Below are 25,894 nucleotides of genomic sequence, written 5' to 3' on the forward strand. Positions count from 1 at the left end.
CGTCTACCTGGTGATTCAGCAGTATTCACGCTATTGTAGAAAAATGCGGAATTTAGGCGGGGTTGTAGAGGCCTTCCCGAATAGTGCGCAGTTCGCGAAGACCCTGCGGGAACTGCGTTCGGCGGCCTCGTTCCATTCGGCGTCCAAGCTGAGCGATCAGGGCGGGCCTGATCGCAGCTATGTGACGAAAATTGAGTCGGGTGAGAACATGTCGATCACGCCCGCAACGGTCGCCAAATTGGCTGATGCTTTCGCTCCTGAGTTCGGCGATCGGTCGGGGTTAGAGGCTCTTGGTCGGGCGTTTTTCCATAGCTACGCCGACACGGCGCCCAAGCCCCATACGGAGTCGGGTTTCCGGCAGGCGGCGGCGGCATCTAGCGGCGGACTCTTGCTGGGCTTCGACCTCGCCACGGATCAGCCGGTCATTGCGACCTGCATTGAACCTTCGCCCGACAAGTTCGGCCGGACGCTCATCTCTGCTGCAGGGGTCGAGACGGTGCGTAAGGTCTTGATTGCCATCGCTGCACAAAGCGATGTCGTCACACTGGCCTCCACGCAGGCGCTGTCTACAGGTTCAGCAGCCGACATGGCGGCAAAGGCATGGCAGGGCCGCACCTTCAACTTCGGTGAATTCGTTTGGCCGACTAGCGCGTTGGCCGTTGACCCGATCGCTCATGTGAACAACTTGCGTCTCGCTCTCAAGCGAGCGCAGATCTTGGGGGCAACTGGCACCGACACCCTTCTGCTCGGGTGGGCAATCCTGATCGCGAACGCGATCGCCGCTGACAGTGACACTCAACCGATTGAAGCCGTTTGGCTTCGGGAGTCAACTTGGAATGCGATGCGGCAAAGGGTCGCCGAACACGGGCACGACTCCCCCGAACACGTCGGGGCGGGCGGGCCCGCGATACCCGAGACACAGGCCATCAGAGAAGCTGCGCAGCGGTTCTTGTTGCCCTGGCTGCACGCTTATACCGCTGCGTTGTACCAGGTTCAATACGACATCACACCCGAGAGTGAAGGCAGTGCTGATCTGATGGGCACCTTTACCTCGATTGTTCCGGGCAGCGCGGACAGTAAAATCAAATGGCGAGCGGGGAGGCTGGAGAGCACTACCCCGCGAGACCTCGAATCTGGCCACCTGTGCCTCTACAACGGGGCGGATTTCGGCCCTTTACCGAAGGTGCTCAACGCTCTGGAGATCGCGAAAGCGGGTTCGACGGCGGTCCTCGACCCGGCCCAGCTATCCGTGGACTCGGACACCGAGCCCGTCACCTACTGTCTGTGTCCTCTGCTGGCCGACGGTCCATACGCTCTGGCTCGTCGTGTTGGCCGCCACACGAGTTGGCAGGCGATTCAGTACGCGCCCGCCGCACCGTAAGCGGACTGCCTGGGCTGATGGGTTCGGGCACTACCCCTGTAGTGACCAGCTCTTTCGGTGGTTTACCCGTCGTTGGGTGTGTCGCATCACCGACATTGGTGTACATCAGTTGTTCCGCCTGTAGTATGACCGCACAACTGTGTCACGGGGGGCCGGGATAGAGGGAGTGTGATGGCCGCGGCGCCCGACGCTACCCCTGACGTGCCCGAAGACGATGAGGTGACGAGCAACACCCAGCATTTGGCTGAGCAGCTCGAACTTCGGATGCGCGAACTTGGTTTGAACAAGTCGAGTATTGCGCGCAACGGTGGCCCGTCACGGTCGGTCTTGCAGCGCTTGGGCGGCGAGGGGTATTGGATCCCCAGTGTTGAGAACCAAGAGAAGCTCGATTTGGTGTTGCAGTGGGAGCCGGGGTCCACCGCGACTGTGCTCAATGGCGGCTACCCCACGCCGCGCGAGACGCGCAAGCCGGTCGCGACGCGATTGAGCACGGATTTCGACAATCTCAACAGGCATATTGAGGAGCGCCTCAAGCAGCTGCGGTTGAACAAGACCAAGCTGGCCAATATGGGCGGTCCCTCCCGCAACACGCTAGCCACCTTGGGCAGCCGCGGTTACACCCCTACCAGGGAGACTTTCGAGCGCCTCGACAGCTTCTTGCAGTGGGAGCCGGGGTCTGCGCTGGCCGCTTTGCGTGGCGGCACTCCCACCCCGATTGGCATGGTGCCGGAGGATCTTGCGGGGTTCATGAGGGCTCCGGCTGCGGGAGCGATGGAACGGCTGAACTCGGCGGTGCGGCGCCTGGATCGTATGGAGGCTCAGGTCGCCGAGACGGTCAAGGACATGCACCGCGCTTTGGACCAGTGTCGGGCGGCGATCACCGTCATCATGGACGAACTCGAAGACGCGGATGCTTCGGACTGGCCAGCGTCGAAGTCTGCGCACGCCGGGGCACGCGCGGCGGCCACGCCCGGCGTTAAGCCGAGCCCTAATCGGCCCCGCAAGGTCGGCAACAATCCGTACTCCTCGCCGTCACACAACTAGCCCGCTCGCCGAACACCCGCCCATAGGATCTGTGCTGGCAATTCCTTTGGGCTGCAACAGGTATCGAAGTATTACAAGCTGTCCCTTGGGGTAGTTTTCCGCGGAAAACTACCCCAAGGGGGCCTCATTTGAGCAACTTGCGCAGCGTCGTCATCAGCGTTTTCACGCCAGGTTCCGTAAGCTGTTCGAGCAGTGCCGATGCCAGGGCGCCAGGGTCGGTGTCGAACTTCTTGAGAGCCCGGTTGATACTGCGGGCGTTGGGCGATCCGGAGGGTTCGTCACCTGTGCCGGTAGCTTCACCACTCCCCTCCCCCACCTTCGGCTTCTCATCTGAGCCTCGTTCGGCGAGCACTGAGTGCCATTTTGCGACCTGCTCAGTGGCGGGAAAACGGGCCAGTGCGCGCGCATCGCGGATGGCCAGATCTTTGCGTCGTGTGGCTTCCTGCAGTTCAGGTTCCAGCTTGAGCAGGTCGCGACGCTGCGACACCCAAGTCTTGCTCTTTTTCATGTGTTCGGCGGCGGCGTCAGCACTTCCGAGTTCATCGACTAGCTGCTGGACAGCCTTGGCTTCCTCGATCACGTCGAACCCTTGTCGATCGACATTCTCGGCGATGATCGCCGAGAGCAGCGTCGCCTTGTCCTTGGCGAGTTCGTCTTTGATGACGATATCGAGGTTGGGACGGCCGAACTGGTGGGCAGCCGCCAGCCGCCTGTTGCCGATGATCACGACGAACCGGGTCTTGATCTCCGATTCCGGGTAGAGCCGGACGAAGGCTTCCCTGCTCACGGCCACCGCGGGCTGGAGCTGGTGATCAACGATCGACGCCAGCTCCTGCAGGTCGCCGAGTGAATCGCGCGGGTTGCGTGGGTTGCCTGTCAGCTCGCGGAGCGCAACTGTTCGGGACTGCCCCGACCGTGCCGCCGACACCGCTTTGACGGCCTCGACGCCATCCACTGGTGATGCCTCACCCACAGATTGGTGTAGGTCGTCCCAGCTGTTGACAACCCCGCCACGTCTTCTCGTCGTCATTTCGCTGCTCCTGTCAGGGCGAGTTCGTCGGCCAGCCGGTAGAAGTCGTCGGCTGCTTTCAGTTCCGTCGGTAGGGTCTTCTCGATAGCGCTGCGGCGTTCTTTGTCGGTCGTGGCCCACAGCTCAGTGCGTACGTTCTCGTAGTTCTGCACCTGAGCGGCTGACACCAGCTCTTTGTACTCCGGGACCAGTAGCCGGTCTGCCGATGCGTCGGTATGGACCGAGTACACCCGTAGCGCTGTGTCAGCTATCGGCCAACCTCGCTGGAGAACGAAGTCCCGAGTTTTCGTGAGTCGCTTCTCTCCGCGCAAGGTGTCGTGCTCGTTGACCACGACGGTGAACTTCTTGCCGCGCGGCAAGATGAGTTTCTCGATGGTACGGACCGTGGGATCAAAGCATAGGGGAGCGGGGTTCATGGGCACTATGAACTCGTCGGACACGTCCAGGACTGTGCGCAAAACATCGCCTGAATACGATGCTTCAAGACCATCCTCGGTGTTGTCCGGGTTGGTGTCATGCCAACCCGGAGTGTCCACAAACAGGTGACTGATTCCGTGAATCGCGTTCAACTGGCCAAGCCAATCCAGCGGATCGTCATCGGCCTGAAAGAGGTGAAATGGCAGTGCCGCTGGGCCCATCCGGTCAGCCCACCATTTGGCAGAACCCTGGGGGTCCACGGACACCACAGCGACGGGGGAGGGGGAGTCTGCGGGCAGCCCAGCCAACAGCTCTTCGGCCACGCAGGCGGCCAAATTCATAGTCATCGTACTCTTGCCGACTCCACCTTTTTGGTTGATAAGAGTGACGACTTTGGTCCTTGGATTGGCCATGGGGGAGACCCTTTGTGTGCTTCGGCCACGACTGTGGCCTACTCCGATTCAGTGCCCAAAGATTAGAGGGGGAGTACGACATGTGAACACCCGACACGCTGAACTTTCGGTGTCCAAACAGGGGCAGTTTTCCGCGGAAAACTGATCAGCAAGCAGGGTGGCACATCGGAGCGCGATAGGCCGATAGTTTGCAGGACCGTGCCACACACCGGCTGCATGACCTGGCCTTTTATGTTTTCCCCGCGTCAGTTTTCCGCGGAAAACTGAGGGATACAGCCCTACCTCGGCGGTAGGGGCCGCTTGACGGTGCCGAAACGGACGTGGCGCGGGAGGCCGTTCGAGGCCCCTGCAGGGCGCTTCTTTCGGGGCCGGTTTCGCGCTTGTGGCGACCGGTTGCGGCGAGGGCCCTGCGCCCATTCTCGTGTTCAATCAAGCGCCAGACACGCGACGCTTACAAGTGGTCGGCGGCGACCGATTCAGTCTCCCCGCGAATTGCGCAGAGGGGTCAGGGCGAGGGGTGTGGCGGTGGCACTTTCACGGCGGTACGACACCTCCAGGACGGTCGGCGACTGCCGCTTGCCGCGACTGCTCCGGGGAAGGTTTCGTGTGGTGGACCAGGCATCGGGCGAGAGTTGATCAACGGCTGGAGTCGGACGGAACAGCGTTGTCGAATCGGCCTGATTCTTCGGATACGGGGATGCGGGTGCGTCGAAAACAGAGACGATGTGCGCAAGCTTCCCTCGGGTGTAGGGCTGCTTGATGGGGCTCTGCTCTGCGGCTGACTATGTTCATAAGTCGAGCGCGAGTAGGGCTCGCCGCGGCACCGACGGGGGCGAGTTGCGAACCTTCATCGCAGGGCACAGAAGTCATCGACTCGCCACCGTCTGCGATGCTCGACGGACGGTGCCCACCAAGGGGTGAGCGGGGCTGCGAAGCCAGCCGAATCCGACCCCCGCCGCCGAATCGCCGAGAATCTGTTTGCTGGCGTAGGCCTAAGTCAGGCGTGGGACCAAGGCTGGCAAACGTCTAGCCGGACACCCCGGACGGGTCACGATTTGATAACACGCGCCGTGGATATCGCGTGACCTGGGGAAACGCCAAGCGTCTCCGGTGCCCTCCAATGGTGATTCGCCTAAATGGGGCCTAGCTGCGCTCCAGGGCATTGCAACCCTCGCTCGGCGGGAGTTTGCCCGCCCTGGGGGATGTTCGCTCGCCCACGGGCAAACCAGGGCGTTTTCCCAGCTCGCTGAGTCTAGTGAGTGGCAGGGTTTTGGTCGTGAGCTGGGATTTGTGCAGGCCCAAGTTCTGGACGCACCGAATTTGGTGATGCCAGCCCTTCTCGACGCGATGAGGGCTGACTCGCCGTGTGTGTGGTCCGGTGGTTAGGAGTCAGCGGCCGGGGGACGTGACGCGCCGGACCGGGCGTGGCCATATGTACCACCATGCTGGCGGGCTGCGCGATCTGTTCGTTCCGCGGCGCTAGGCATCTGAGTCAGTACAGCGTTCGGCGCTTAGTTCGATGGAAGGCTCGTCACAACATCGGGACCGTTGCTTAGGCGCCCGAGGCCGGGGGACGTGACCCGGAGTGTGGCGGTGTCTTGGCGATCTGCGCTAAGACAATGACCTGCTCTAGGAGCTGGTTGTTGATCCCGGTGAGCCGGGCCACCTCAGCCTTCAACTCGGCAATCTCACGCCGCGCCGCTTCCAGATCCACGCCTTGCAGCTGCGCGAGGTGTTCAAGATCTGATGCTTCACCAGCCGAGTGAGCAGGCGGTGGCCACGCATTCTGGTCGCCGAGGTAGCGCTCGAAGTCTTCTGCCAGCAGGAACCACGCCTTGCCGCCTTGGCGGCCGATGACGTGGCCTTGCTCAGCGCGTACGGCGTTGTCCACTCGCGCCAGGTCAGTGGCCCATCGCGCAGATCGCCGCGCGAGTTCAGCGGCGTGAGGAGCGAGGTAGGCCCGCTGTCCTGACGGGCTGACGACTTCGCCGTACTTAGCGTCTGGCCACGGGGTACCCGGTGCCAGCGTCATGGGTGCCTACTCTACCGTCCGCCACACAAATGATTCCGGCAGACTGCCGCAATGATTGCGGCAGATCAGAGAAATATTTCCGCAATAGCGGCGGAAATCATTCTTGGCGACACACCTTGCCGCAATCTTTCCGGAAAAACGAAACGCGCCATATAATGGGCTTACGCGAACTAACAGGGCATCTACCAGGCAGTTTGCAACAGGCAGGATTGTGGCAGTTTTTCCGGAAAGATTGCGGAAGTCTTCCACAATCGTCACAGACCGACAGGAGTGAGCCATGACCGCGAAGACGGCAGCTCGGACCACGCCCGCGGCGAAGCGCAACTGGCGACACAAGGAAGTACGGCAGGCCAACAAGTACTTCGGGAAGCGCCTCAAGGACGACGACCACAAGGCCATCCAGGACTACGCCGACAGTCTGGGCGTGAAAATGTCTGCGCTCATCGCCCCTGCGGTTGAGGAGATCTTGCGCAAGGCTCGTGAGCACGCAGCCGCCAACAGCGACGGCGCTGCGGATGCGAACATGGTGTTGGCCTCCTGACGTTCCTCTCGCCGCCGACCTGGCTAAGGCAGTGGGCCGGGGAAGTAGCGGTTTAACCAGCGGTTTTCCCGTTGGGGTCCTGTTTGTTGACGCTACGGGTGTCATCGCCAAATACTCAAGGCATGACGATCAACGATGCAGCGTTCGGCACTGCGCTTCACCGCGCCCTACTGAGCCTGTGTGATCACCTGGCCGAGCAAAAGGACGTGCTCGATCAGAGCCAAGCCCAGTGGCAGTCAGAGGTGGAAGCCACCGCGGAGATCGCCGCCCGCGTCGAGATTGCCCTCGGCGGCGGTATACCCGACCGGCCGCCACTTGATCTGTAGGGGCGATGCGAGAGGGCGTCACTTCTTCTTGCGGCGGCGGGAGTTGAGCAGGGCTTCGATGATTGTGGCGGCGGCGGCGCCGATGTCGGCGATGCCCTTGGTGGCTCCGGTCTTGTACACGATGAACGCGGCCAAGGCGTAGTACCCCAGGACGGTTACCGCCACGATGATCACCAGGACGATGGCGGTGATGATGACGATGGTGAGGGTGCTCATGTGTGGCTCCTGTGCTCAGGTGCTGAGCGGACGGCTATAGCGGCGTCCGCGGGCACGCGGGGGAGCGGGCCTACTCTTTCTGGCCGCTGCGAGGAGCGATCACAGGGTCCTGGCGGGTTGCGGCGCGTGTACCTGCGGTTTTGGGGCATGGGCACGAAGATAGACATAGGGGGTGCAGATCGATGGTCCGCGGCGCGTCATGACATCACCGCCGTGCTATCGGGCGCCCGTGGTTGTCAGGACGTGGGCACCGAGCAATTCAGTGAGCAGTGTGAGGGCAGCGTGTTCTTCCTCGGCGGCGTATGCGGCTCCGTGTTCGAGGTCGCTGAGGTCGGTGTCGGCGTCGTCTCGGGGCGGTGGGCCGTCGGCCATGACCGAGTTCAGCCAGGCTTGTTCGACCAGAGGGTCGCCGGTCGGGTTGCCCTGGCGTGGGTGAGTGTCGGCTTGCGTGGGCGCCTCATGGTGTGAGCCGACGATTTGTTCCTGTCGGTGTTCGAGCCAGGCGTGCCAGACTTCGCGTTCGGCCCGGTATATGGCCACGCGGGCGGTGAGTTCGTCGTCGGTGTCCTGCGCGGCGGCGATGTCGTCGAGGGTGCGTGAGCCGCGTTGGACGACGCCCTGACCGGCACGTTGGAGAAGGTTCATCTTGATGAGGTCGGCGACGATGGCTTTTCCGGTGCTGGGCGATACCTTGGCGGCGGCGAAAATATCCTCGATCTCGTGTAGGCCGAAGTAGGCGACCAGTTCGTAGATGCGGCGGCGGTGATGGCCGAGCGCGCTCCAGGCGGTGTGCACAGGTTCTACGCGAACCCTTTCGGCGTGGATCGGCTCAGCGGCCACGATGTTCTGCATGGTCAGGGCGTAGTAGTCGGCTTCCTTCTGCTGATGTTGGCGGGTCAGCATGATGGGGGAGCCGTCGAGTTCACGCACTTCGGCCAGGACTTTCCACACAGCGGTATCACTGAGCAGGCCGGTCCCCAGTGAAAGATGCCGTCCTCCAACACCGACCACCGGCGTGCCATTGATGACCTCCCCGTCTAGCACAGCATGCGCAGCTAGACTCTGGAACACAGCGTGAAGAACGTGCCTGTGCCGTTTCCCCGCGTACTCGCGGTCAGCCCACGCCATCGCATTCGCCAGCCATTCTCTGTGTAGCTGTGGTCCTAAGAAACCCGTCTGTCCCCCTTGAGTGTTCTTTTTCTTGTGCCGCTGGCGTCGGCCTACAAGATGGGTTGCGGTGAGCCAGTCCAAAGCGCGGCCGAAGTCGCGGGCAAGCAGGCGTTCGTGGTGGCGTGGTCGGCCGTTGGGGTCGATGCGGTACGCAGTGCCGAGTCCGTGGTGCCAGGGCCCCTCAGGGGCTATTTGTTCGGCGATGGTGGCCAGCGAGTGCCCGCGCCAGATGGCGGCGGTGATCACGGCCTGGCGAGCGTGTGAGCGGGTGGGCCATGGCCGATCCGGGGGGAAGTCCCCGGTGGTCGCGAAGGCTTCGACGGCCTTGGGGTAGGGCTCGTAGGTCAGGTATTGCGGTGCCAGGGTGAGGTCTTCGTCCTGGCCGATCGTGAAGTCCGCGGCGGCGCCCTCGACGTGCAGGGTTGCTGCTGCTGCCAGCTGTGCGGGGCTGGGCTTTATGGCGCCGAGCAGCACGTAAAGCCGCGGAAGTAGGGCCGGATCCGAGCGGGTGGCGCAGGCTTCGATCGCGGCCTCGATCGATCCGTCGAGCTCGCGGAATCCTCCGTCTTTGCAGGGAGATCCGGGAACGGTCAAACATCCCTGGGAGGGGTTGGTGACCGGTGTGATGTCCAGGGTGCGCAGCCGGGCACCCAGCAGACGGACGAGGTGATTGACCTCCTCGAAGGAGGCGGTCGTGCCATGCGCCAGCAGCGCCCACGCGTGCCTGCCGCCGTTGGTGGGGTTGTGGTCGCCCACGACAACGCCACCGCACTGCTCGATCCAGCTGCGCGCCAGGGCAGCGTCGGCACTGACCTGTTCGGCGCTGGCGAGCTTGGAGTCGAAGTCCAGCGGAATCAGCCTGGTGCGGCCGTTGGTGTAGATGTACGGAGCTGCCGGGCGGGTAGGCAGGGTGCCGGTCAGCTTGGCGGTGCTACTGAACTTTCCTGTGTCAGGGTTCCATATCCGCATCTGAGAGCGGCCCGGAGCAGAAAGGTGACGGGCCAACGCTTTCCACGTGCTCGCCGCGACCCGGGAGGGCAACTGCGGCGGCTGCAGGGAAGGACTGGTCACGGCCTACGTCGCCCTGGTACCAGCACTGTGTTTGGCGGCGAAATGTCGCGTATGAGATTTGGTCTTGCGGCTCACATGGGTGTCCTTTATCCTGGAGCCAGCCTTGCTAGGTCTGGTTCCCTTCGGGGAGCCCGAATCGAAGTTCCAGCTTCGATTCACGGATTGCCCCGCTGATGCGGGGCTTTTCTGTTATTGGGCGGGGTTCTCGTATTCAGTTGGTGTTTGTGACGTGTGTGTCCTCCGGTGCGTCTGTTGTTGGTGAGTTTGGCACGCGGACAGTCGGATGAACCGAAGCGACACGCTGCTCATAGAGGCGTCTTTAAGCGGACTGCGCTACCGCATCGTGTTCGGTGGTCAGCAGATCGAGTTGGCGGGCCTGTGGCGGTGCGGCGGCGATCGGCTCCAGGATGGCGATTAGGGCCGCTGCGGCGGCGGGTACATCGGGCAGTTTCTCCACCAGCTCGGGGTGGCCGGTGATGATGCTCAGCAGATCGGCGGCGCATACATTTACGTAGATCTTGGACCCGTCTGCCTGGGCTTTTATGTGGTCGTACACGTCTTTGGGCAGGCGCATGTTGGTTTGTCGGCGATCGCCCTTGCTCGGTTGCGGCATGGTTGAACGCTCCATTTCCCGGTAGCTGCTAGCTGTGGTGCTGATGGTGACACACTTACGTATGTGACTCAAATCGTAAACACCGCGTGTTGGCTTGGATGTAGCGCGGAAACGGGGCATGAGCATGGGTGTTGATGGATCGACACACATGACACACCGGTGCGGCAAAGGGCGGTTCACGATCGCGGCGGTATGCCAGTGGCGCAGCGGTGTTGATACACAAGCCCTCTGACGTGCGGGTAAAACTCTTAGAGCTGATATCTGGCGTGTCGCTACGGCGTGACCTATGATCGGCAATTGTTGGGTGTTTACGATGTGACTAATGTGCGGCACATCGACTGAGGATGTAGCACACCGTTCGGGAAGGGTAAGAGCATGGCAGATCTAGTACATGCGGAGTTCGCGGGCATGGGCGCCGCCGCCGCAGGTGTGGGTGCGCTGGCCGGTGTGCGCACCGGAAGTGCTGCGGGCACGCTGCCGATCGTGGCCGCGACCATGCCTGCGGGTTGGGATGAGGTCAGCGCGATGAACAAGGGGCTTGCTCTGTCCTACGGGATGGGCGTCGCGTCGATGCTGGGCCTCTCGGATATGTTCCAGGCAGCCTATGAAGCCTCGATCACGACTGCTCAGATGGGCTACACCGTGGCCGATGAAGCAGCTGGTATGGCGATCAAGGCCGTCAGCGCCTTGGCTTCGGCGGTTTAACCGATCATGTTCACGCGCAACCAGACTCACCCGGGCATCGCACAGCGGCGGTCGCCCGGGGTCGGTCTGGTTGCGGGCTATGACGCCCTGACTCTGGGGAGGGTTTGATGGTTAGTTGGGGTGGAACACCACCGGATATCACGTCGCCGAAGCTGTGGACAGGCTTGGGTGCCGGAACGATCATCGCCGCTGGCGCCGCGCTCGATGTGTTGGCTGCCACGCTAACGAGCACCGGCGCAGCAGGTTTGGCGGTCAACACCACGCAGGCGATGTCGTGGGCTGGTATGACCGGTGAAATGGCGGCGGCATCTCAGATGCCGCATTTGGCGTGGGAGCCCACCGTTGGCGGCTTGCTCACAGCGGCAGGCCAGCAGATGAAGCTCGCGGGGGAGGCCTTCGAGGAGGCTCGGCTGGCCACGCCGACACCTGCTGAGATTGCGGGCAATCAGGCTGAGCACGTGGCACTGCAGCAGGCGAACATTCCGGCGATGGGCATGTTGACGCCGTTCATCATCCGTAACCGCGGAACGTATTTCGGTGACTACTGGGTGCGTACGGCCACCAACATGTACACCTACATGGCCAAATCTGGTGCGACGATGGGCGGGCTGGAGTACCCGCCCCCGCCGCCGCCGTCCACCCTCGGCGGTGCGATGCCCGGCCCGATGGACTCCAGCGCGGCCAGCGCCTTGGAGTCGCCCGCTGGTGGCGGCATGGGCCAATTGACTTCGTTTATGCAGCAAGGGATGTCAGCAGCCCAACCCGCGATGGAGCTGCCCAAGCAGATGAGCGACATCGTGACCAAGGTGCCGCAGGAGTTCTCCGGGCCGCTGATGCAGGCGCTGCAGCAGGCGACATCGATGTCCGGGGGATCGTTCGGTGGCGATGGTGCGAGCCTTGGCGATTGGGCGATGACCCCACAGGCCGGTGGCGGCCCGGTCGGCGCCCAGTTCGGTTCGGGTGGCGGCGCGGGCGGTGGTCTCGGTGGTCTGCGTACTCCTGGCGCCTGGTCCAGTGGCACGTTGAATGCATCGAGTGTGTCGAACCAGACTGCCGAGGGCACAGGGGCTTCCCGGTTCGCCGAGGCGCGTACCGCGACGGCGAACGCCGGTGGCGGTGCTGGCGGGCCCGGCATGATGGCGCCGATGGCGCGCCGGGATAAGCGCGATGAGCAGGACGCGCAGCGGTCCCCAGCGTGGGCGGCGGCCGAAGAGATTCTTTATCGAGAGCCGGAGCATGTGCCGGTTGTGTGGGGCGTTAGTGGAGCGCAGCCTCATCGGGGCGGGGAGGAGTAGGCCACACAGGTTATGCGTGAAACCACATGAGCTGTAAACGGAAAAGCACTGTCCGGCAAGCGATCACAGCGACAGCTTGCATTTGACGAAAGGGAATGAACATGAGCGGATTGATCCGCGGTAATTTCGATGCGATGACTCACGTCATGCAGCAGCTACAGGGCGTTTCGGATGAGACGGCGACGGCTGCACAGCAGTTGGGCAACACCTTTGAGGGTCTGGCAGTTGATCTGCAGGGCTCCCAGTCGGGCCCCGCATGCCAGCAGATGGGCGAGCGGCTGATCACCGAAGGTAAGCAGTTCAGTACAACCTTCGCCGATCAGTCTCACATGATGGGCAACAACCAGCAGATCCTCGGCGCGGCCGAAGAGGAAAGCGCCCATGTGATCAACGCTGTGATGTCCCATTACGGCAACTGACCAAGCATCCCTAACTGAACTATTCCCACCACTGGTGGGGTAAGGAGAGTCAAAGACCATGGGTCTTAATGGAGTTCACTACAACAGCCCGGCCATCGCACAGGCGCACACCGATGTGACGTCCACTGCGCACCTGCTGCAGGAAAACCACCAGAAGTCGGTTGCGATTGTGAACAACAACCGCGAGGAGCTGCAGGGTGCCTACGCAGGTGCCTACGAGGACATGATGACCATGATCAACACCAAGTACCAGAAGCTGGGCGAGACAGTTCAGCAGGCGGGCGCGGTGCTCGATCAGGTCAACTCGAAGGTCGGCGAGGCCGACGGTCAGGCAGCCGGGCAGTACGGCCGGAACTGATTCAAGAAACTGTACGAACGAAGTTGTGCGCTCATCGCTAATGCGGTGGGCGCACAACTCATTTCAGGGGAAGAAGGATGAGATGACCAATTCTGTATCGGCGCCGCCGCTGACTTTGACACCGGGAGCGGTCTGGGTTATCCAGGCGCTGCTGGAAATTGAGCTGCTTCCCCACATACTCGGGTTGAATCCATGGGTCGTCGCCGAAGGTGCCCCCGGCCTGGAAGATCCGGGCGTGAAGACGTTGCAGGAGCGCAAGCGCGACGGCAGCGGCAGGCTGGGCCCTGCGGTGATCGATGAGACCGGGAAGGTCCATCCGGCTGTGGCGGATTGGTTTGAGACCCTGGCGATCCCCGATGTGATGCTGTCCTGCCTGGGCACGGCCGGGGATGTCTATATGGCTGCGGTGCTGTGTCGTCGTGATGGTCGGCATGCGGCAGCGAGTCGGGTGGCCGATGAGGTGATCGTGCACGACGCGGGCCAGATCCGCGGCATGGGGGATCTGGCGCAGCAGGTGATGAGCTGGATCATCAATCCTGAGGCCCCGGCCAAAGCCGCGAAGTTCGAGCCGATCACGGTGCCCACGGACAAGTTCACTAAGGCGCTCGGCGACGTGATCCACCGAAACAGGGGAGCGGCGGCCATGTTCGGAGGCCTCGGGCTGACCCCCTCGCAGCAGAGGATCGTCCTGGCGGCCTCCGACCGACCGGCACGCACCATTGGCATCGCCGCGACGCAGTTCAACGCCCGGGGCGAGTACGTGTCCGAGGCGTCTGTGGCATTGATTGAGACCAGCGAGGGCCTGGTGGTCAACGGGCCTCGTCGTGGCCGGGACAAGCGCTGGTGGACGCAGATCGAACCGGCTACCCCAGCAGCTGTCGAACGCGCGTTGACCTCGCTGGTGGAATCGCTTCCGACCCCACACTGGAGAAATCATTCTCGGCGAGGGTGAAGAATCATTTTTATGCCACATGTTTAGGGTTTCCCCTTAACAAACAAGGCACTGTTTATGTATTGTGTTCCCTGTGTCAGTGACACAGTTTGGCTGGAGGGTAGGAGAAGCACATGGTGGGGTCGACACAGGACAGGACGCGGCGATGAGCGGGTCTGACGGGTTCTACGACGAATTCCTAGACGCGCCAGATGACGCGACACCCCCACACGGGATACCCGTGCAACAGCCTCCACCCGGGGCAGCGCATGCGGCGCCGCCACCACCTCAGCAGTATCAGCAGCCGTTGCCCCCACCGGCGCCGGTGCCTCATCAGCACTCCGTCGGACAGGTGCCCGGGGTGTTCGAGCAGCAGGTGCCGGGTCGGCACGCGCAGGCGAACCCCGGACTACAGCAGATCCATGCCGCCGATGTCATCCCCAGGCACAAGGTCAAACCGGAGATGGGCTGGCGTGGGCGTATCGCCCGCACTACCGGTGTCAACTTGGGTGTATCCAAGGCTGAAGACGAATACAAGAAACTGCTTGGCAGGGTCCAGCGGCAGCTGCGTAGCACCTACACCGTGGCCTTCTTGAGCACCAAGGGCGGGGTCGGCAAAAGCTCTGCAACCCTACTGGCGGGCACCGCACTGGGCATGCACCGCGAAGACCGTGCCGCAGCGATTGATGCCAACCCCGACGACGGCACCCTGGCCAACCGTCTGCCGATGCAAACGGCGCGCTCATTCCGAGAACTCTTGGCAGATCCCGGAATCCGGCGTTTCGAGGACGTGCGCGAATACATGGGCTCCAACCAGCGAGGCCTGTGGGTGCTGCGCGGTGACGACAGCGAGCGCTCCGACGATGAAATGAGCGGCGACGATTTCAAGCATTCGCTGGCGCGAGTCCAGATCGGGTTCCCGCTGACACTGGTGGACTGCGGCACCGGGGTACGTCACCCTGTGACGAGGGCGGTCCTGGAATCGGTTGACGCGGTGGTAGTCGTCGCAACAGCTCGCCTGGACGGAGCGGACGCGGCGATGAAGACGCTGCGCTGGCTGCATTTCCATGGGTATGCGCACTTGGTGCGTAATGCCACGGTGATCGTCAATGAGGGGGCGAAAGGCAAAGCAGGCGAAAAGGAAGTCGAGACGCTCGTCAACAAGTTCGCGCAGGCCGTTCACGCCGTGCATGTCTTACCTAAGGACCCGCACTTGGAAGAGGCTGGAGTCGTGGACGTGGACCGGCTGCAACCGCGCACACAGCGGGTGGCGATCGAGATCGCTGCCTCAATTGCCGATGGATTCGCTCAGGCAGCCGATAAAGATCACGCCTACGGATGGGGGCAGCGATGACACACGCGGTATCGAACGCACCGGCCGGTCTGCGCCGACCGGCCGACTATCTGGCAGCTGAAACGATCCGGGTTGCAGTGCTTTTCGGTGATCAGCAAGACGATTTCACTGTTCCGGTGAAGGGATCGTCGGCGCTGGTGGCGGCGGGGCTTGCGCGCGAGATCATGGAGGCGCGCAGCGGCGAAGAGGGCATTGACGAGGACGCCCTGATCGGGATCTTGGGTATGGAGCGGCTGGCCAGCGGGCGCCCGATCAGCCCGCAAGAGTCGTTGGCTGATGCCGGTGTCGTGGATGGCGACGTGCTGATTTTGACTGCCGAGTCCGGCGCCCCGGCGTTTAGCCGCGTCACGGAAATGGGTTCGACGGCTGTCGCGCAAGCCAACGCGGCGCGGTTTCAGACGGTGGATGAGGACACCGCGATCTCGGTGTCGTGCTGGTTCCTTGCTGCGGCAACGGTTTTCGCGATTGGTTTGGGCATCAACGCCTGGCGTTTGCAGCTAGCTGCCGGGCATGACGCCGACTGGCGTCCCGGCGCTGGGTTGCTCACGCTGGCTCTGCTTCTGGGAATCGGTGCGGTAGGCCTCGGGTGGCGTTTTCCCCGACAGCGCCGCGTTGCCGCCACGTTGTATGGCGGGGCGCTGGCAGCGGCCAGTGTCGGTGCGGCGCTGGTGGTTCCCGGTCAGCCTGCGGCTGCCAATGTTGTCCTGGGGGCGGCGGTGGCAGCCGTGGGTGGAGCGCTGCTGTGGTGGAAGGCTCCGGCTGGGCGCGGTATCGCGGCAAGCGTCGCATTGGTAGGGGCGGGGTTGACGATTGGTGCGTTGGTGCGGATGCTCCTGGAGGTGCGGCTACCGGCGATCATGGTCGGTAGCGCGCTGCTCGGCATGGTGCTGGTGACGTTCGCCCCAAAGGTGGCCGCGCTGGCGGCGGGGCTGCGCCCGCCGCCGTTCCCGACGATTACCGGCAAGCTCCTCTTTGAGACATCACCACAGCTGCCCGAAAATGCGATGGTTCCGATGGACACGGTCAATAGCCGACCGACTACCGCCGACCAGGTGTCGCGTGCCAATGACGCCAACACCTACCTGACTGCCACTATCGCCGCGAGCGCGATCTTCGTTGTCGCGGGCTGCTGGGGACTGATTACCCCTGCTGACGGGCGCTGGTGGATTCAAAGCATCTTCGTGGGCGTGTTGTCGGTGGTGTGGCTTCTGCGCGGACGGGCGTTCGCCGCCCGGGCACAGGCGATCATCGTTGTCTCGGCGGCGCTGCTGGCACCTGCTGGTGCCGCCGCTCGGTTTGCGGCGACCTCGGTCACGGTCTCTGGTGCGGTCGCAGCTGGGGCACTGGCGATCTGCGTGCTCGGAGCGATTGTGGCGGTGTGGGTGCCGGTGCACGAGTTCGCGCCCACCGAGCGACGGTGGCTGGTCTTCATCGAATACGGGCTCATTGCATTGTTAGTACCGCTGAGTTGGTGGATCATGAACGTCTACACCGCGGTGCGGCACTCGTGAGGCGGGTGGCCGCGGTCGCGGCGGCGGCCATGCTGTTGGCCCTGTCGGGGCCGGTGCCGATCGCCTCGGCGATCACCGAACCAGTAGTGGATCCTGCAGCGCTGCCACCCGATGGACCACCAGCCCCACCAAGGCCCATGCGGCCATTGGGCAATTGCGTTGAATTAGGCATGGCGCCCGGCGTGGATGTCGCAGCGCCCTCTCCCTCACAAGCGATGATGAATCCGGTCGCGTTGTGGTCTGCAGCGCGTAGCCGGGGAGCCGGGCAGACTATCGCCCTGGTCGACACCGGCGTCACCCCATCGCCCCGTCTGCGGGTGCGTGGGGGCGGGGACTACGTGGACAAAACGGACGGCATGGCCGACTGCGATGGCCACGGCAGCGCGGTGGCAGCGATCATCGGTGCTGCGCCCGTCGAGACTGATCCGTTGGTCGGGATGGCGCCGGATGCCGACCTCGTATCAATCCGGCAGTCCTCCAACGCCTTCACCCCTGAGCAGGGCGGCGGCAACGAGCAGGAACAGCGCGCCGGGGACGTGAACACGTTGGCTTTGGCTGTGCGTCATGCCGCCGACATTCCCGGTGTTCGGGTGATGAATATCAGCGTGGTGGCCTGCATTTCGGTGCTCAAGCCTGTCGATCAGACCACTTTGGGTGCGGCCTTGCGCTATGCCCACAGGGAGAAGGACATCGTGATCGTCGCCGCCGCTGGGAACACCACCAACGCCGGATGCGGGGAAGCAAATCCGGACGTGGATGCCACGCGGGGCAAGGACTTTCGCAACTGGGGTTCGGTAGTTACCGTGTCGACTCCGGCGTGGTTCAAAGACTATGTGCTGTCCGTTGGGTTTACCGCTGCTGACGGATCACCTGCCAAAGAGTCGCTGCCCGGACCGTGGGTAGGAGTTGGGGCGCCGGGCGTGGCAGCCTTTGGGCTCAACGGCGATCAGATCTACACCGGACGCATGGGCAACAAGGGCCTGTTCGAACCGCTCAACGGAACCTCGTTCGCCGCGCCATATGTCACTGGGCTGGCCGCACTTATCCGCGCACGCTACCCCGAGCTGACTGCCAGCCAAGTCGTTCGCCGGATCACCGAAACAGCGCATGCCCCTGCGCAAATCGTGGACAACCGGATCGGATACGGGGTAATCGACCCTCTGGCAGCGTTGAACTGGGACGCCACCGTAGATGGCCCCAAATATCCGGCCGAGCGGCTCACGCGGTCACTGACACCGCCGCCGCCACCGCAACCCAAAGACACGCGGGGACGGACAGTGGCCCTGAGCGGTTTCGGAGCGATCGTCGGCACGCTGCTGATCGCGGGCACGGTGGCGATAGTACTTGCAGGGCGACGAAAGGAGTTGGGGGACAATGACTGAGACGGTGCAAGATCTGCCTAAGGCCACAGCCGCGACCGACGCTAGTGCAGCACTGGCTACCGGCAAACCCGGCGCCTGGCGGCGCTGGGGTGTCACCGGCCGCGCCCTGCCGCTGGTGGTCGCTGAGGTCGGGGTCTCACTGATCGCGGTCGCCTTCCCGTGGCCGTCCTGGTGGCTGCTGGCGGCATTGGCCGTACTTGCTGGCCTAGTGGCGGTAGTGACCTTCGACGGGGTGACTCTCACCGGCTGGGCCCGCCGCGCCGCCCGGTTCCTGTGGTGGAGGAGCCGCAAGGGCCCCCGACTTGTTCTGCCCGAGGCTTTCGAGGAAACGTTCTCGGGTATCGGAACCGTCGGAATGCAGTGGGATGGGCAGTATTTGGTGACCATCCTGTCGCTGTCTGGCCGCGCCCACGCCCCCACCGTGCTGGCGGGGTCCAGCGCCAAGACAAGAGACACCGTGCCGATTAACGAGATCGTCGGGTTAATGCGCCAATTCGGCGGCATCGAGTTGGCCTCGGCGGATGTGATCACCGTTGGCCGACGGGCTGGGGATTCCGATTACGCCGGAGAGTACGACGCCATGATCGGGAATCGACCTGCCGTCGGGCTTCGGCGCACATGGCTGGTGCTGCGGCTGGCTCCGCAGGGCTGCCTGGTCGCGTTGGCCTACCGCAAGAGCGTTACTGGCGCAGTCGCGGCGGCCACTGAACGCATCCGGCAGGCCATCATTCGCGCTGGGTGCCGGGCAGCGGTTTGCAACGCCGCGCAGGTCCGTACCGCGATGGCCACGATCGCCTCGGGTGAAGACCCGGGCAAGATCAAGGAGTCCTGGTCTGGCATCACGGGGGAGACGAGCGGATATATCGGTGTCTACCGCGTGCCCGCAGTTGCGCTGGGCAGTGCGCTCATTGATGACGTGTGGTCCGTGCCTACGCAGCGGACCGTGGTGGCCACCCGATTCACCCGGGAAGCCAGCGGGGCGATCCGGGTGGGCACGCTGGTGCGGATGCACACCGCCACCGAAATGCTCGCTCCGCCGCTGGTGACGTTGGAGACTCTGCCTGGACAGTCCTTTGACGCCTGGATGGCTACTCTGCCCGCAGGTGAGCGCTCCCTGCGAGTCTCAGCCCCCACACGCACCTGGACAGACGGCGATACGCTCGCGCTGCCGGTCGGTCCCACCGGTCCGATGCTGGGCACCTCCGTGCGTGGTCACTACCCGGTCCTCTGCCCGCTGATCGACCCCGTGCAGCCCACCCTGATCTCCGTCAAGGACGATCCTGTCGCTCTTGTGCAGCTCGTGCTGCGCACCGCAGCCAGCGGCCTGAAAGTCACTGTGGTCACCGATCGCCCACAGCTGTGGGCGCCCCTGCACCCGATGGAGATAGAGATCTCCAACCAGGGCGCTGAGACCACCGGCCAGTTCATCGTGTGGGATCAGCTCTCGGTGGAAGATGCTGACAGCGTGCGCCCTGCCGTCGGTCGCGGCCAATCACTGCTTGCTGTGGCGCATTTCGTGGATACGAGCGCCGACATCGGCATCCGGGTGGAAGAAAACCAGATGCAACTCACAGCGGGCAAGGCCACTGACCGTGACAAGGTTCCCGCAGTTCTGCAGGTGTATCGCACACGGACCGAGGCGCGGTTCCTCGACCATGCCGAGGCCTACCGCGCAAGCATCGCCGGGGCGGCGTTGCGTTAATGGCCACCATAGACGAAGCACGCCGGGCACTGTCGGCGGCTTACTCTGCGGCGGGCTTTTCCGTCAGTGGCAGGCCTGGGAGCAACCCGCCCGATAAAGCATTGGCCCGCAAGCTTTTTATGACTGCCCGCAAGGCAGACCCAGCCATGGCTGATGCGTGGCTGGGCATGGTGCAAATCGGTGACGGCAGATCCTCGACATACGAACAACTGGCCGCCAATGCCAGCAGGATCGGCACGGACCTATCGCATCTGGGTTTGAACCCGGCAGCGGTCGGGGCCCGCGTTCAAATTGACGACTATGTGGCCGTCGATCTGATCGATGCCGCCAGCGCCGACCTGGCATGGATTGCCGCCATGGTAAACGAGGGCAACGTGGAGGCCTCCGAGACGCAAATCCGGGCGGCGTTCGGGCCCGCTGGCGCACCGAAAACACCAACGCCGCCCACGACCTATGATGTGGCCTGGCACCTGCTGACGCAGCGCAAGACGCCGCAGTTTAGGTACCTGCAGGCCTCTCTAGCTACCCGCGTGAAACGGTGGGACGACGTACTCGCCGCCGTCGGTGATGCCAAAGACTGGCCTGCGTCCATCAACCACGAGCTGCGTTTTGCCGCACTGCAGTTAGCAGCCCAAGCAGCGGCCTGGCTTGGCCTGACCGAATCAGCCGTCGATGACGCCAAACGAGCTGCATCAGATGGCACCACAGTCACGATCGCCGCGGACGCCAAGGTGATCGAAGCCCTCGTCTACCGCTACCAGGGCAAAGAGGCCGACGCCGAAAGCACCCTCACCGATGTCGTGGCACGCTTCCCTGATACCAGGGGAGCCCAGCATGCGCGAGAAGCACTGAACGACAAGAACATCGGCCTGTTGAAGACCGATACACAAACGATCGCCTCACGCACCGACCGCTGGGACCCGGCGACCGAGACAACTGCCGCTCAACGCGAAGAGAATAAGGCAGCCTCTGCGGCCAAAGAGCTGGTGGAAGCCAGCGAGACTCGGCTGAAATCACTCATTGGCCAAGAGGCCATGAAGACTGAGATGCGCCTGATCCGCGCTGACGTGAAAGTCACACTGTTCCGCTCACGCAAAGGACTCGAAGCGCCGCCACCGAGCCAGCACGCGATCTTCAATGGGCCACCCGGCACCGGAAAGACAGAAAGCGCAACATCTTTCGCTGAATGGCTGTGCGGGTACCGACTGATCCGTAGCCCTGAGCCGTTGGTGTTTCGCCGCGAAACAGTCGTCGGGGAGCACCTCGGCGAGTCAGAGGCCAACATCACGAGGCTCATCACCCGAGCCATCGATGAAGGCCGCATGCTGTTCTGCGACGAGTTCCAGGAGATGTTCCAGGAAGGAATGTCCGGAGGGGATGCCTTCGGTAACGCGGTGCTCTCCGGGCTCATGGCCGCCATGGAGAATGAACGTCACCAGCTCGTGGTGGTCGTCGCTGGATACAAGCGCGGAGTGGAGAAAGTACTCAGCAGAAACGACGGCATGCGTTCACGCTTTGCCGCCGAGGTTCCGTTCGTTGGCTTCGACCCCGGCGAGCTACTGCAAATCACCGACCTCATGGCCGGAACCAACCAGATCGAACTTCACCCAACAGCCAGAGACTACGCGCTGCAGACTTACACCACGTTGTACAACCACTCCGGCTACACCCAGTATGGCGATGAAGCCCGCGGCACCGATTTGGCCGCCAATGGCCGCTACGTGCGCAACCTGATGCAGCGCGCCAAGAAGATCCACAGCGCCCGCATCGAAGAGAAGATGGGTGAGGACTTCGATTGGGACGATGCGGAAGCAGAAATCGACCCCATCTTGTTGAAAACAGTTGTGGCAGACGATATCTACGATGCGATACCCGCGGTCACTACAAGTGAGCTGCGGACAGTATTGGGGCGCTAGTGGCCAAAGTCTCGCGTCTTGAAGTAGTCGATGACATCGACCACAAACAGCTCGCCGACGAAACCGTCGAGTTCGGGCTCGATGGATTCGACTACGAAATCGACCTCAGCTCAGCCAACGCCGAGATACTGCGCGCAGACCTGAACCGGTGGATCGAGGCCGCCAGACCCGGTAAACGACGCCACCGAGCACGATTCGTACCCCGAGGTGATGTGCGAGCCTGGGCCCGCAAGAAGGGCTACACCGTGCCCGCCGCTGGAAGGCTGCCCAAGGAGCTGTTGGAGGCCTACGACAAGGAACACCAGCCACCAACGCGGTAGACCCGGCACGCACTGGGCCCTTGCAGATCCCGCTATCTTCGTACGCCATCACAGCTCTGCCCGAGCATGCGAGAAATCGCGTGTGGGCTGACCACCACCTGTGCCGTCGGGCGAACTCGGCGCGGGACCAGCGCGACACACCCACGTGTGCAGCATCTGTGAACGCCCGCGCACCGCTCTGCCACATCCAGGTTTCAGCTGGTAGATCGCCATATTGGGTCAATTCGCCGGTTTATCAACGCGGCTCGCTCAGTGACAATGGTGGACATCGGCTAGCCCGTTCGTAAACATTTACCGTTTACGGATTGCGTTTCCTGTGTCGGTGTCCGATGATGGGGGTATGGCTGATCTGACCGCATTTCGTCGCCCCAAGCGCCCGACGGCGCCGCGCGAGACGGCGCAGCCCATCACCCCTATGCTCGGGACCTGCAAAGAGGATCTCCTGACGCTGATCGGGCCCCGCCGCCGCGCGACGCTTGCCTCGTTGTTCGGAGCCAACTCGGGTGCGAGCGCCCTGATCGACTTGCGGCCTACGGACCCGGCCGCGGTCAGCAGGCGGCAAGCTCGTGGCTGACCTGACCGCCTTCAAGCGCCCTCAAGCACCCTATTGCGGGTTTGAGGTCGGCGCAGATGGCGTGTGGCGCATGGTTTCTGGGCCGCCAATGGTCATGGTCTCAGCTCCCACCGAGACCGGAAAGACCCGAAGGCTCTTCGCTCAAAACGCCATTTTGTGGGGTGCCTCGCCCGTCGTCATCGTGAACTCGAAAGACGACCTGATGCAGCTGGTCGAGCAGCGCCGCGACGGGCCGTCTGCGGTGATCGACCTGCGCCCGATCGAGGATGCGGTGTACCCGCCCGGCGTGGTGCCGATGAGCTTCGATCCGACCAAGGGCATCACCAATGAGGCCGAAGCGCTGACCGTCGCCGAGACGATCATGCAGATGTCGGCGGTCGGAGTTGGCTCATCCACCGACTCGGTGACCGACGGCGGAATCTGGGAGCTGCAGGCGGCATCACCGTTGGCAGCCCTGCTTTTCGCGGCACGGCCTGAGGAACACGGCGGCAACGGCGAGGGCATCGAGTGGGTGCTGCTGGCCGCCTCGGACCTCGACGTGGAGGGCGAGCCCGGTCGCCCGAGCTGGGAAACGGCGATCGACTACGCCGAAACCGCGGCGATCCGTGAAGACATCGGCCGCATCCTGGCGATGGACGCCAAGCAGCGCGACTCGGTGGCACTGACTGTCACCAAGGCGATCCGCCCCTGGCTGCGCACCTCGATCAGAAAAGGTGAGACGCCGCGCGGGTTCATTCCCGAGTTCCTGGACCAGGACTACGCCACCCTGCACATCCTGGCCCCCGCCGACGGCACAGTCGCCGGTGCAGCAGTCTCGCTTATCGACTCACTCATCCGGCGCTGGCGTGAAAAGACCGCCCGCCGTGAGAAATTCCGCCGTCTGCTCATCTTGATCGATGAGTGGCCCAACACCGCCCCAATTCCTCCGATGGATCGGTACGTCGGTGAGGGCCGCGGCCTCGGCGTGAACATCATGGCAGCCGTGCAAAACGCCGCTCAGCTCAAGAAGGTGTACGGCGTCAATTACCACGAGGTCTTAGAGAAGATCTTCCCGGCCAGCCTGCTGCTGCACGGTGCGATTGAACGGGAACTGCTCGAACTGGCCGTCTTCGCAGCCGGGTTGACCAACCGGCGCACAGAGTCGTTCACCCAGCATGACAGCCACCGCACACTGTCCTCGGTGTTCGGGAATCTGTTTGAAGCCCAAGAGCTTCTATCCCCAGACCGGGAGCATGCACGGTTGCTGATGCCGGGGGCGCCGGGAGGCAAGCTGGTCCGCATTCCGGACTGGAGTGAGTTCGTGCGGATGTACGACCGGCAGCGCGATCTCATCAAGGCCAACGGAGGCAAACCGTTGGATCCGCCGCGCGGGCGCACTGTTTCCCGAGGTCCGTTGAAGTGGGCCACCGGCCTGGCAGCGTGCTTCGCCGGATCGCTGTGGTTCACCGCGACCGTGATGGGAGGCCTGTTCCATCACGTGCTCGAAGGACTGGAAGCGGTTCCCGCGACGGCTATTACCGCCGCCGAATACTTCGTCGGCTCACACGAGGGGAAGGCACATCATGACGACACCGGTAAGTGAAAGGCTGCAGGTACGCGTGTATGGCACACCTGGCTGTGGCCCCTGCTATTCCACCTGCCAAGCCATGGACAAGGCGGGCATGGACTACGAATACATCGACGTTCTCGCCGACCCTGAATCACGCAAGATGCTGCAGGCAATGGGCTACCTCAGCGCCCCGGTGGTGATCGCAGGCACTGACCATTGGTCAGGGTTTCGGCCCGAGCGGATCCGCGCACTGGCCACATCCGGGCAAGCGCCCGCCGCCAAGCTGCGCACGTGGTGACCGCCGTGACTATCTTGCACCGCCGCAACGCATCTACCGACTATGACACCGACACAGACCCCATGTGGCGCAAGGCAGACCGCATCGCCGCCGTCGCGTCGATCGGCCTTGGAATCGCCAGCGGGCTGGTGGCAGGGACCATCACCTACGCGGCCACCGGCCGACACAGCACAGGATCTGCGCAGCGATGAGCCAGACCATCAGTAATCCCAAGCAGGGAAGCTGGCTGTCGATCCTGCTGAGCGGCCAGCCCCACCAGGTCATCGGCGAGAACCCGCTGGACCCGTATCTACGTCGATGGTTCCTGTGGCCCCGCAACCGCTTTGTGAACCTGTACGGGCATCGGTTCGAGCACTCCGATCCACCGCCAATCCACAACCATCCCTGGCCATTCCTGACGATCGTCATCAAAGGCTCCTACCTGGAAGTCACCCGTGATGGCGTGGTGAGGCGCAAGGCCGGATCGATCGCGATGCGCCGCTCGCAGCACTCCCACCGCATCATGCTGCCAACCGATAAGGACGGCAACGACATCCCCTGCAGCACCGTAGTTCTCACCGGCCCGCGTCTGCGGCACTGGGGTTTCTGGTGCCCGGGAACCACTGAGTCTGATGAAGAACGTTTCGTCGCATGGGAGCAATTCGGTTCCCGCGGCTGCGGTGAACCTAACCCCGGCAAGGAGATACAGAAATGACCAGCAGCATCCCGATGCGGCTCTGGCGCGACGACCGGCTATCCAACCATGCAGAACATCTGGCCGAATATCACTTGGCCGCAGATCTACCCGAGCGTTGGGCACACACCCGCGCGGTCGCCGAACTGACCGCGCAGGTTGCCGCATTGATTGCACCCGCCGCAGAGCACATCTTGGTGGCAGCGGCGTTCATGCACGATATTGGGTACAGCATCTCAGTCAAGGACACTGGCTTTCATCCAGTCGACGGGGCCGAGTTCGCACGCGAACAAACCTTCCCTGAGACCGTCGTCGGGCTCGTCGCCCACCACAGCGGAGCGTGGGCCGAAGCCATCGAGCGCAGCCTGGAACAGGAGTTGCAGCACTACCCGGTGCCGCCCGCTGACTTCCTGGACATCATCACCTACGCAGACCTGAGCACCACCCCGAACGGACAGCGCACCAACCCGGCCGACCGGCTCACCGAAGTACTCCAGCGCTACGGACGCGACCACCTCGTGCATCGCGCGATCCGCCGATCGGGCCCAGACCTACTCGCCGCCGCCGCCCGAGTGCACAAGCAGCTACTCATCGCCAACACAGCAACACGCTAATCACCTGACCGAAGATCAATTCCCCAGAAGGAGTCCACA

The 25,894-nt window shown here is 63.2% G+C and carries 28 protein-coding genes; 21 read left to right on the forward strand and 7 right to left on the reverse strand.

Annotated features, from left to right (window positions below; genetic code table 11):
• The first annotated feature begins 10 nt into the window (after positions 1 to 10).
• On the forward strand, positions 11 to 1,381 hold the full coding sequence (locus tag B4393_RS22090; protein WP_133052552.1) for a helix-turn-helix domain-containing protein: 1,371 nt from the start codon (positions 11 to 13) through the stop codon (positions 1,379 to 1,381).
• 171 nt (positions 1,382 to 1,552) lie between these two features.
• Positions 1,553 to 2,425: a hypothetical protein gene (locus B4393_RS22095; protein WP_078335944.1), complete on the forward strand. Its 873-nt coding sequence runs from the start codon at positions 1,553 to 1,555 to the stop codon at positions 2,423 to 2,425.
• Between the two features lie 124 nt (positions 2,426 to 2,549).
• On the opposite strand, the gene B4393_RS22100 is transcribed toward B4393_RS22095, so the two are convergent.
• The 4 genes from B4393_RS22100 to B4393_RS27650 form a co-directional block, all read right to left on the reverse strand.
• Positions 2,550 to 3,455, reverse strand: a complete 906-nt coding sequence (locus B4393_RS22100) for a ParB/RepB/Spo0J family partition protein (RefSeq protein WP_078335946.1) — start codon at positions 3,453 to 3,455, stop codon at positions 2,550 to 2,552.
• Entirely contained in the window at positions 3,452 to 4,285 is an 834-nt protein-coding gene (locus B4393_RS22105; protein WP_078335948.1) for a ParA family protein, read from the reverse strand. The genes B4393_RS22100 and B4393_RS22105 overlap by 4 nt, the downstream gene beginning before the upstream one ends.
• A gap of 1,552 nt (positions 4,286 to 5,837) precedes the next feature.
• Entirely contained in the window at positions 5,838 to 6,317 is a 480-nt protein-coding gene (locus B4393_RS22110) for a coiled-coil domain-containing protein (RefSeq protein WP_133052551.1), read from the reverse strand.
• A gap of 6 nt (positions 6,318 to 6,323) precedes the next feature.
• Positions 6,324 to 6,575, reverse strand: a complete 252-nt coding sequence (locus B4393_RS27650) for a hypothetical protein (RefSeq protein WP_133052550.1) — start codon at positions 6,573 to 6,575, stop codon at positions 6,324 to 6,326.
• 19 nt (positions 6,576 to 6,594) lie between these two features.
• Between B4393_RS27650 and B4393_RS22115 the strand changes: the two genes are divergently transcribed.
• Both B4393_RS22115 and B4393_RS22120 read left to right on the forward strand, forming a co-directional pair.
• Positions 6,595 to 6,858: a hypothetical protein gene (locus B4393_RS22115; protein WP_078335952.1), complete on the forward strand. Its 264-nt coding sequence runs from the start codon at positions 6,595 to 6,597 to the stop codon at positions 6,856 to 6,858.
• 122 nt (positions 6,859 to 6,980) lie between these two features.
• Positions 6,981 to 7,184, forward strand: a complete 204-nt coding sequence (locus B4393_RS22120) for a hypothetical protein (RefSeq protein ID WP_078335954.1) — start codon at positions 6,981 to 6,983, stop codon at positions 7,182 to 7,184.
• Between the two features lie 18 nt (positions 7,185 to 7,202).
• On the opposite strand, the gene B4393_RS22125 is transcribed toward B4393_RS22120, so the two are convergent.
• The 3 genes from B4393_RS22125 to B4393_RS27980 form a co-directional block, all read right to left on the reverse strand.
• Entirely contained in the window at positions 7,203 to 7,400 is a 198-nt protein-coding gene (locus tag B4393_RS22125; RefSeq protein ID WP_078335956.1) for a hypothetical protein, read from the reverse strand.
• Between the two features lie 216 nt (positions 7,401 to 7,616).
• Positions 7,617 to 9,641 carry a hypothetical protein gene (locus B4393_RS22130; RefSeq protein ID WP_236743218.1) on the reverse strand — a complete coding sequence of 675 codons (2,025 nt, stop codon included), beginning with the start codon at positions 9,639 to 9,641 and terminating at the stop codon, positions 7,617 to 7,619.
• Between the two features lie 319 nt (positions 9,642 to 9,960).
• Complete coding sequence (locus tag B4393_RS27980) at positions 9,961 to 10,254, reverse strand: hypothetical protein (RefSeq protein ID WP_191988843.1); 294 nt, start codon at positions 10,252 to 10,254, stop codon at positions 9,961 to 9,963.
• A gap of 375 nt (positions 10,255 to 10,629) precedes the next feature.
• Between B4393_RS27980 and B4393_RS27655 the strand changes: the two genes are divergently transcribed.
• From B4393_RS27655 to B4393_RS22220, 17 genes are all read left to right on the forward strand, one after another.
• Positions 10,630 to 10,959 (forward strand): hypothetical protein, encoded by a 330-nt coding sequence (locus B4393_RS27655; protein ID WP_078335959.1) that lies wholly within the window; start codon positions 10,630 to 10,632, stop codon positions 10,957 to 10,959.
• Positions 10,960 to 11,066: 107 nt separating this feature from the next.
• Positions 11,067 to 12,254 carry a PPE domain-containing protein gene (locus tag B4393_RS22145; protein WP_078335961.1) on the forward strand — a complete coding sequence of 396 codons (1,188 nt, stop codon included), beginning with the start codon at positions 11,067 to 11,069 and terminating at the stop codon, positions 12,252 to 12,254.
• A gap of 101 nt (positions 12,255 to 12,355) precedes the next feature.
• Entirely contained in the window at positions 12,356 to 12,673 is a 318-nt protein-coding gene (locus B4393_RS22150; protein ID WP_133052548.1) for a hypothetical protein, read from the forward strand.
• 58 nt (positions 12,674 to 12,731) lie between these two features.
• Positions 12,732 to 13,031, forward strand: coding sequence for a WXG100 family type VII secretion target (locus B4393_RS22155; protein WP_078335966.1), 300 nt, complete (start codon positions 12,732 to 12,734; stop codon positions 13,029 to 13,031).
• 82 nt (positions 13,032 to 13,113) lie between these two features.
• Positions 13,114 to 13,983: an ESX secretion-associated protein EspG gene (locus tag B4393_RS22160; RefSeq protein WP_157901316.1), complete on the forward strand. Its 870-nt coding sequence runs from the start codon at positions 13,114 to 13,116 to the stop codon at positions 13,981 to 13,983.
• A gap of 145 nt (positions 13,984 to 14,128) precedes the next feature.
• Positions 14,129 to 15,316, forward strand: coding sequence for a MinD/ParA family ATP-binding protein (locus tag B4393_RS22165; RefSeq protein ID WP_109558410.1), 1,188 nt, complete (start codon positions 14,129 to 14,131; stop codon positions 15,314 to 15,316).
• Entirely contained in the window at positions 15,313 to 16,827 is a 1,515-nt protein-coding gene (eccD, locus tag B4393_RS22170) for a type VII secretion integral membrane protein EccD (protein WP_157901317.1), read from the forward strand. Before B4393_RS22165 ends, eccD begins: the two co-directional genes overlap by 4 nt.
• Positions 16,824 to 18,209 carry a type VII secretion-associated serine protease mycosin gene (gene mycP, locus B4393_RS22175; RefSeq protein WP_236743219.1) on the forward strand — a complete coding sequence of 462 codons (1,386 nt, stop codon included), beginning with the start codon at positions 16,824 to 16,826 and terminating at the stop codon, positions 18,207 to 18,209. The genes eccD and mycP overlap by 4 nt, the downstream gene beginning before the upstream one ends.
• A complete protein-coding gene (gene eccE, locus B4393_RS22180) occupies positions 18,202 to 19,911 on the forward strand; it encodes a type VII secretion protein EccE (protein ID WP_078335973.1) in 1,710 nt (569 codons plus the stop codon). The genes mycP and eccE overlap by 8 nt, the downstream gene beginning before the upstream one ends.
• Positions 19,911 to 21,827 carry an AAA family ATPase gene (locus B4393_RS22185; protein ID WP_078335975.1) on the forward strand — a complete coding sequence of 639 codons (1,917 nt, stop codon included), beginning with the start codon at positions 19,911 to 19,913 and terminating at the stop codon, positions 21,825 to 21,827. The genes eccE and B4393_RS22185 overlap by 1 nt, the downstream gene beginning before the upstream one ends.
• Positions 21,827 to 22,147, forward strand: a complete 321-nt coding sequence (locus B4393_RS22190) for a histone-like nucleoid-structuring protein Lsr2 (RefSeq protein WP_078335976.1) — start codon at positions 21,827 to 21,829, stop codon at positions 22,145 to 22,147. The genes B4393_RS22185 and B4393_RS22190 overlap by 1 nt, the downstream gene beginning before the upstream one ends.
• 340 nt (positions 22,148 to 22,487) lie before the next feature.
• On the forward strand, positions 22,488 to 22,721 hold the full coding sequence (locus B4393_RS22195) for a hypothetical protein (RefSeq protein WP_133052546.1): 234 nt from the start codon (positions 22,488 to 22,490) through the stop codon (positions 22,719 to 22,721).
• Complete coding sequence (locus tag B4393_RS22200) at positions 22,714 to 24,303, forward strand: type IV secretory system conjugative DNA transfer family protein (protein WP_078335979.1); 1,590 nt, start codon at positions 22,714 to 22,716, stop codon at positions 24,301 to 24,303. The genes B4393_RS22195 and B4393_RS22200 overlap by 8 nt, the downstream gene beginning before the upstream one ends.
• A gap of 4 nt (positions 24,304 to 24,307) precedes the next feature.
• Positions 24,308 to 24,568, forward strand: coding sequence for a glutaredoxin family protein (locus B4393_RS22205; protein WP_078336016.1), 261 nt, complete (start codon positions 24,308 to 24,310; stop codon positions 24,566 to 24,568).
• 5 nt (positions 24,569 to 24,573) lie between these two features.
• Positions 24,574 to 24,759 (forward strand): hypothetical protein, encoded by a 186-nt coding sequence (locus tag B4393_RS22210; protein WP_133052545.1) that lies wholly within the window; start codon positions 24,574 to 24,576, stop codon positions 24,757 to 24,759.
• Positions 24,756 to 25,262 (forward strand): hypothetical protein, encoded by a 507-nt coding sequence (locus B4393_RS22215; RefSeq protein ID WP_078335983.1) that lies wholly within the window; start codon positions 24,756 to 24,758, stop codon positions 25,260 to 25,262. The genes B4393_RS22210 and B4393_RS22215 overlap by 4 nt, the downstream gene beginning before the upstream one ends.
• Positions 25,259 to 25,855: an HD domain-containing protein gene (locus B4393_RS22220; protein WP_078335984.1), complete on the forward strand. Its 597-nt coding sequence runs from the start codon at positions 25,259 to 25,261 to the stop codon at positions 25,853 to 25,855. Before B4393_RS22215 ends, B4393_RS22220 begins: the two co-directional genes overlap by 4 nt.
• The last annotated feature ends 39 nt before the right edge of the window (positions 25,856 to 25,894 follow it).

Source organism: Mycobacteroides franklinii, from assembly GCF_002013895.1.
Lineage (GTDB): Bacteria > Actinomycetota > Actinomycetes > Mycobacteriales > Mycobacteriaceae > Mycobacterium > Mycobacterium franklinii.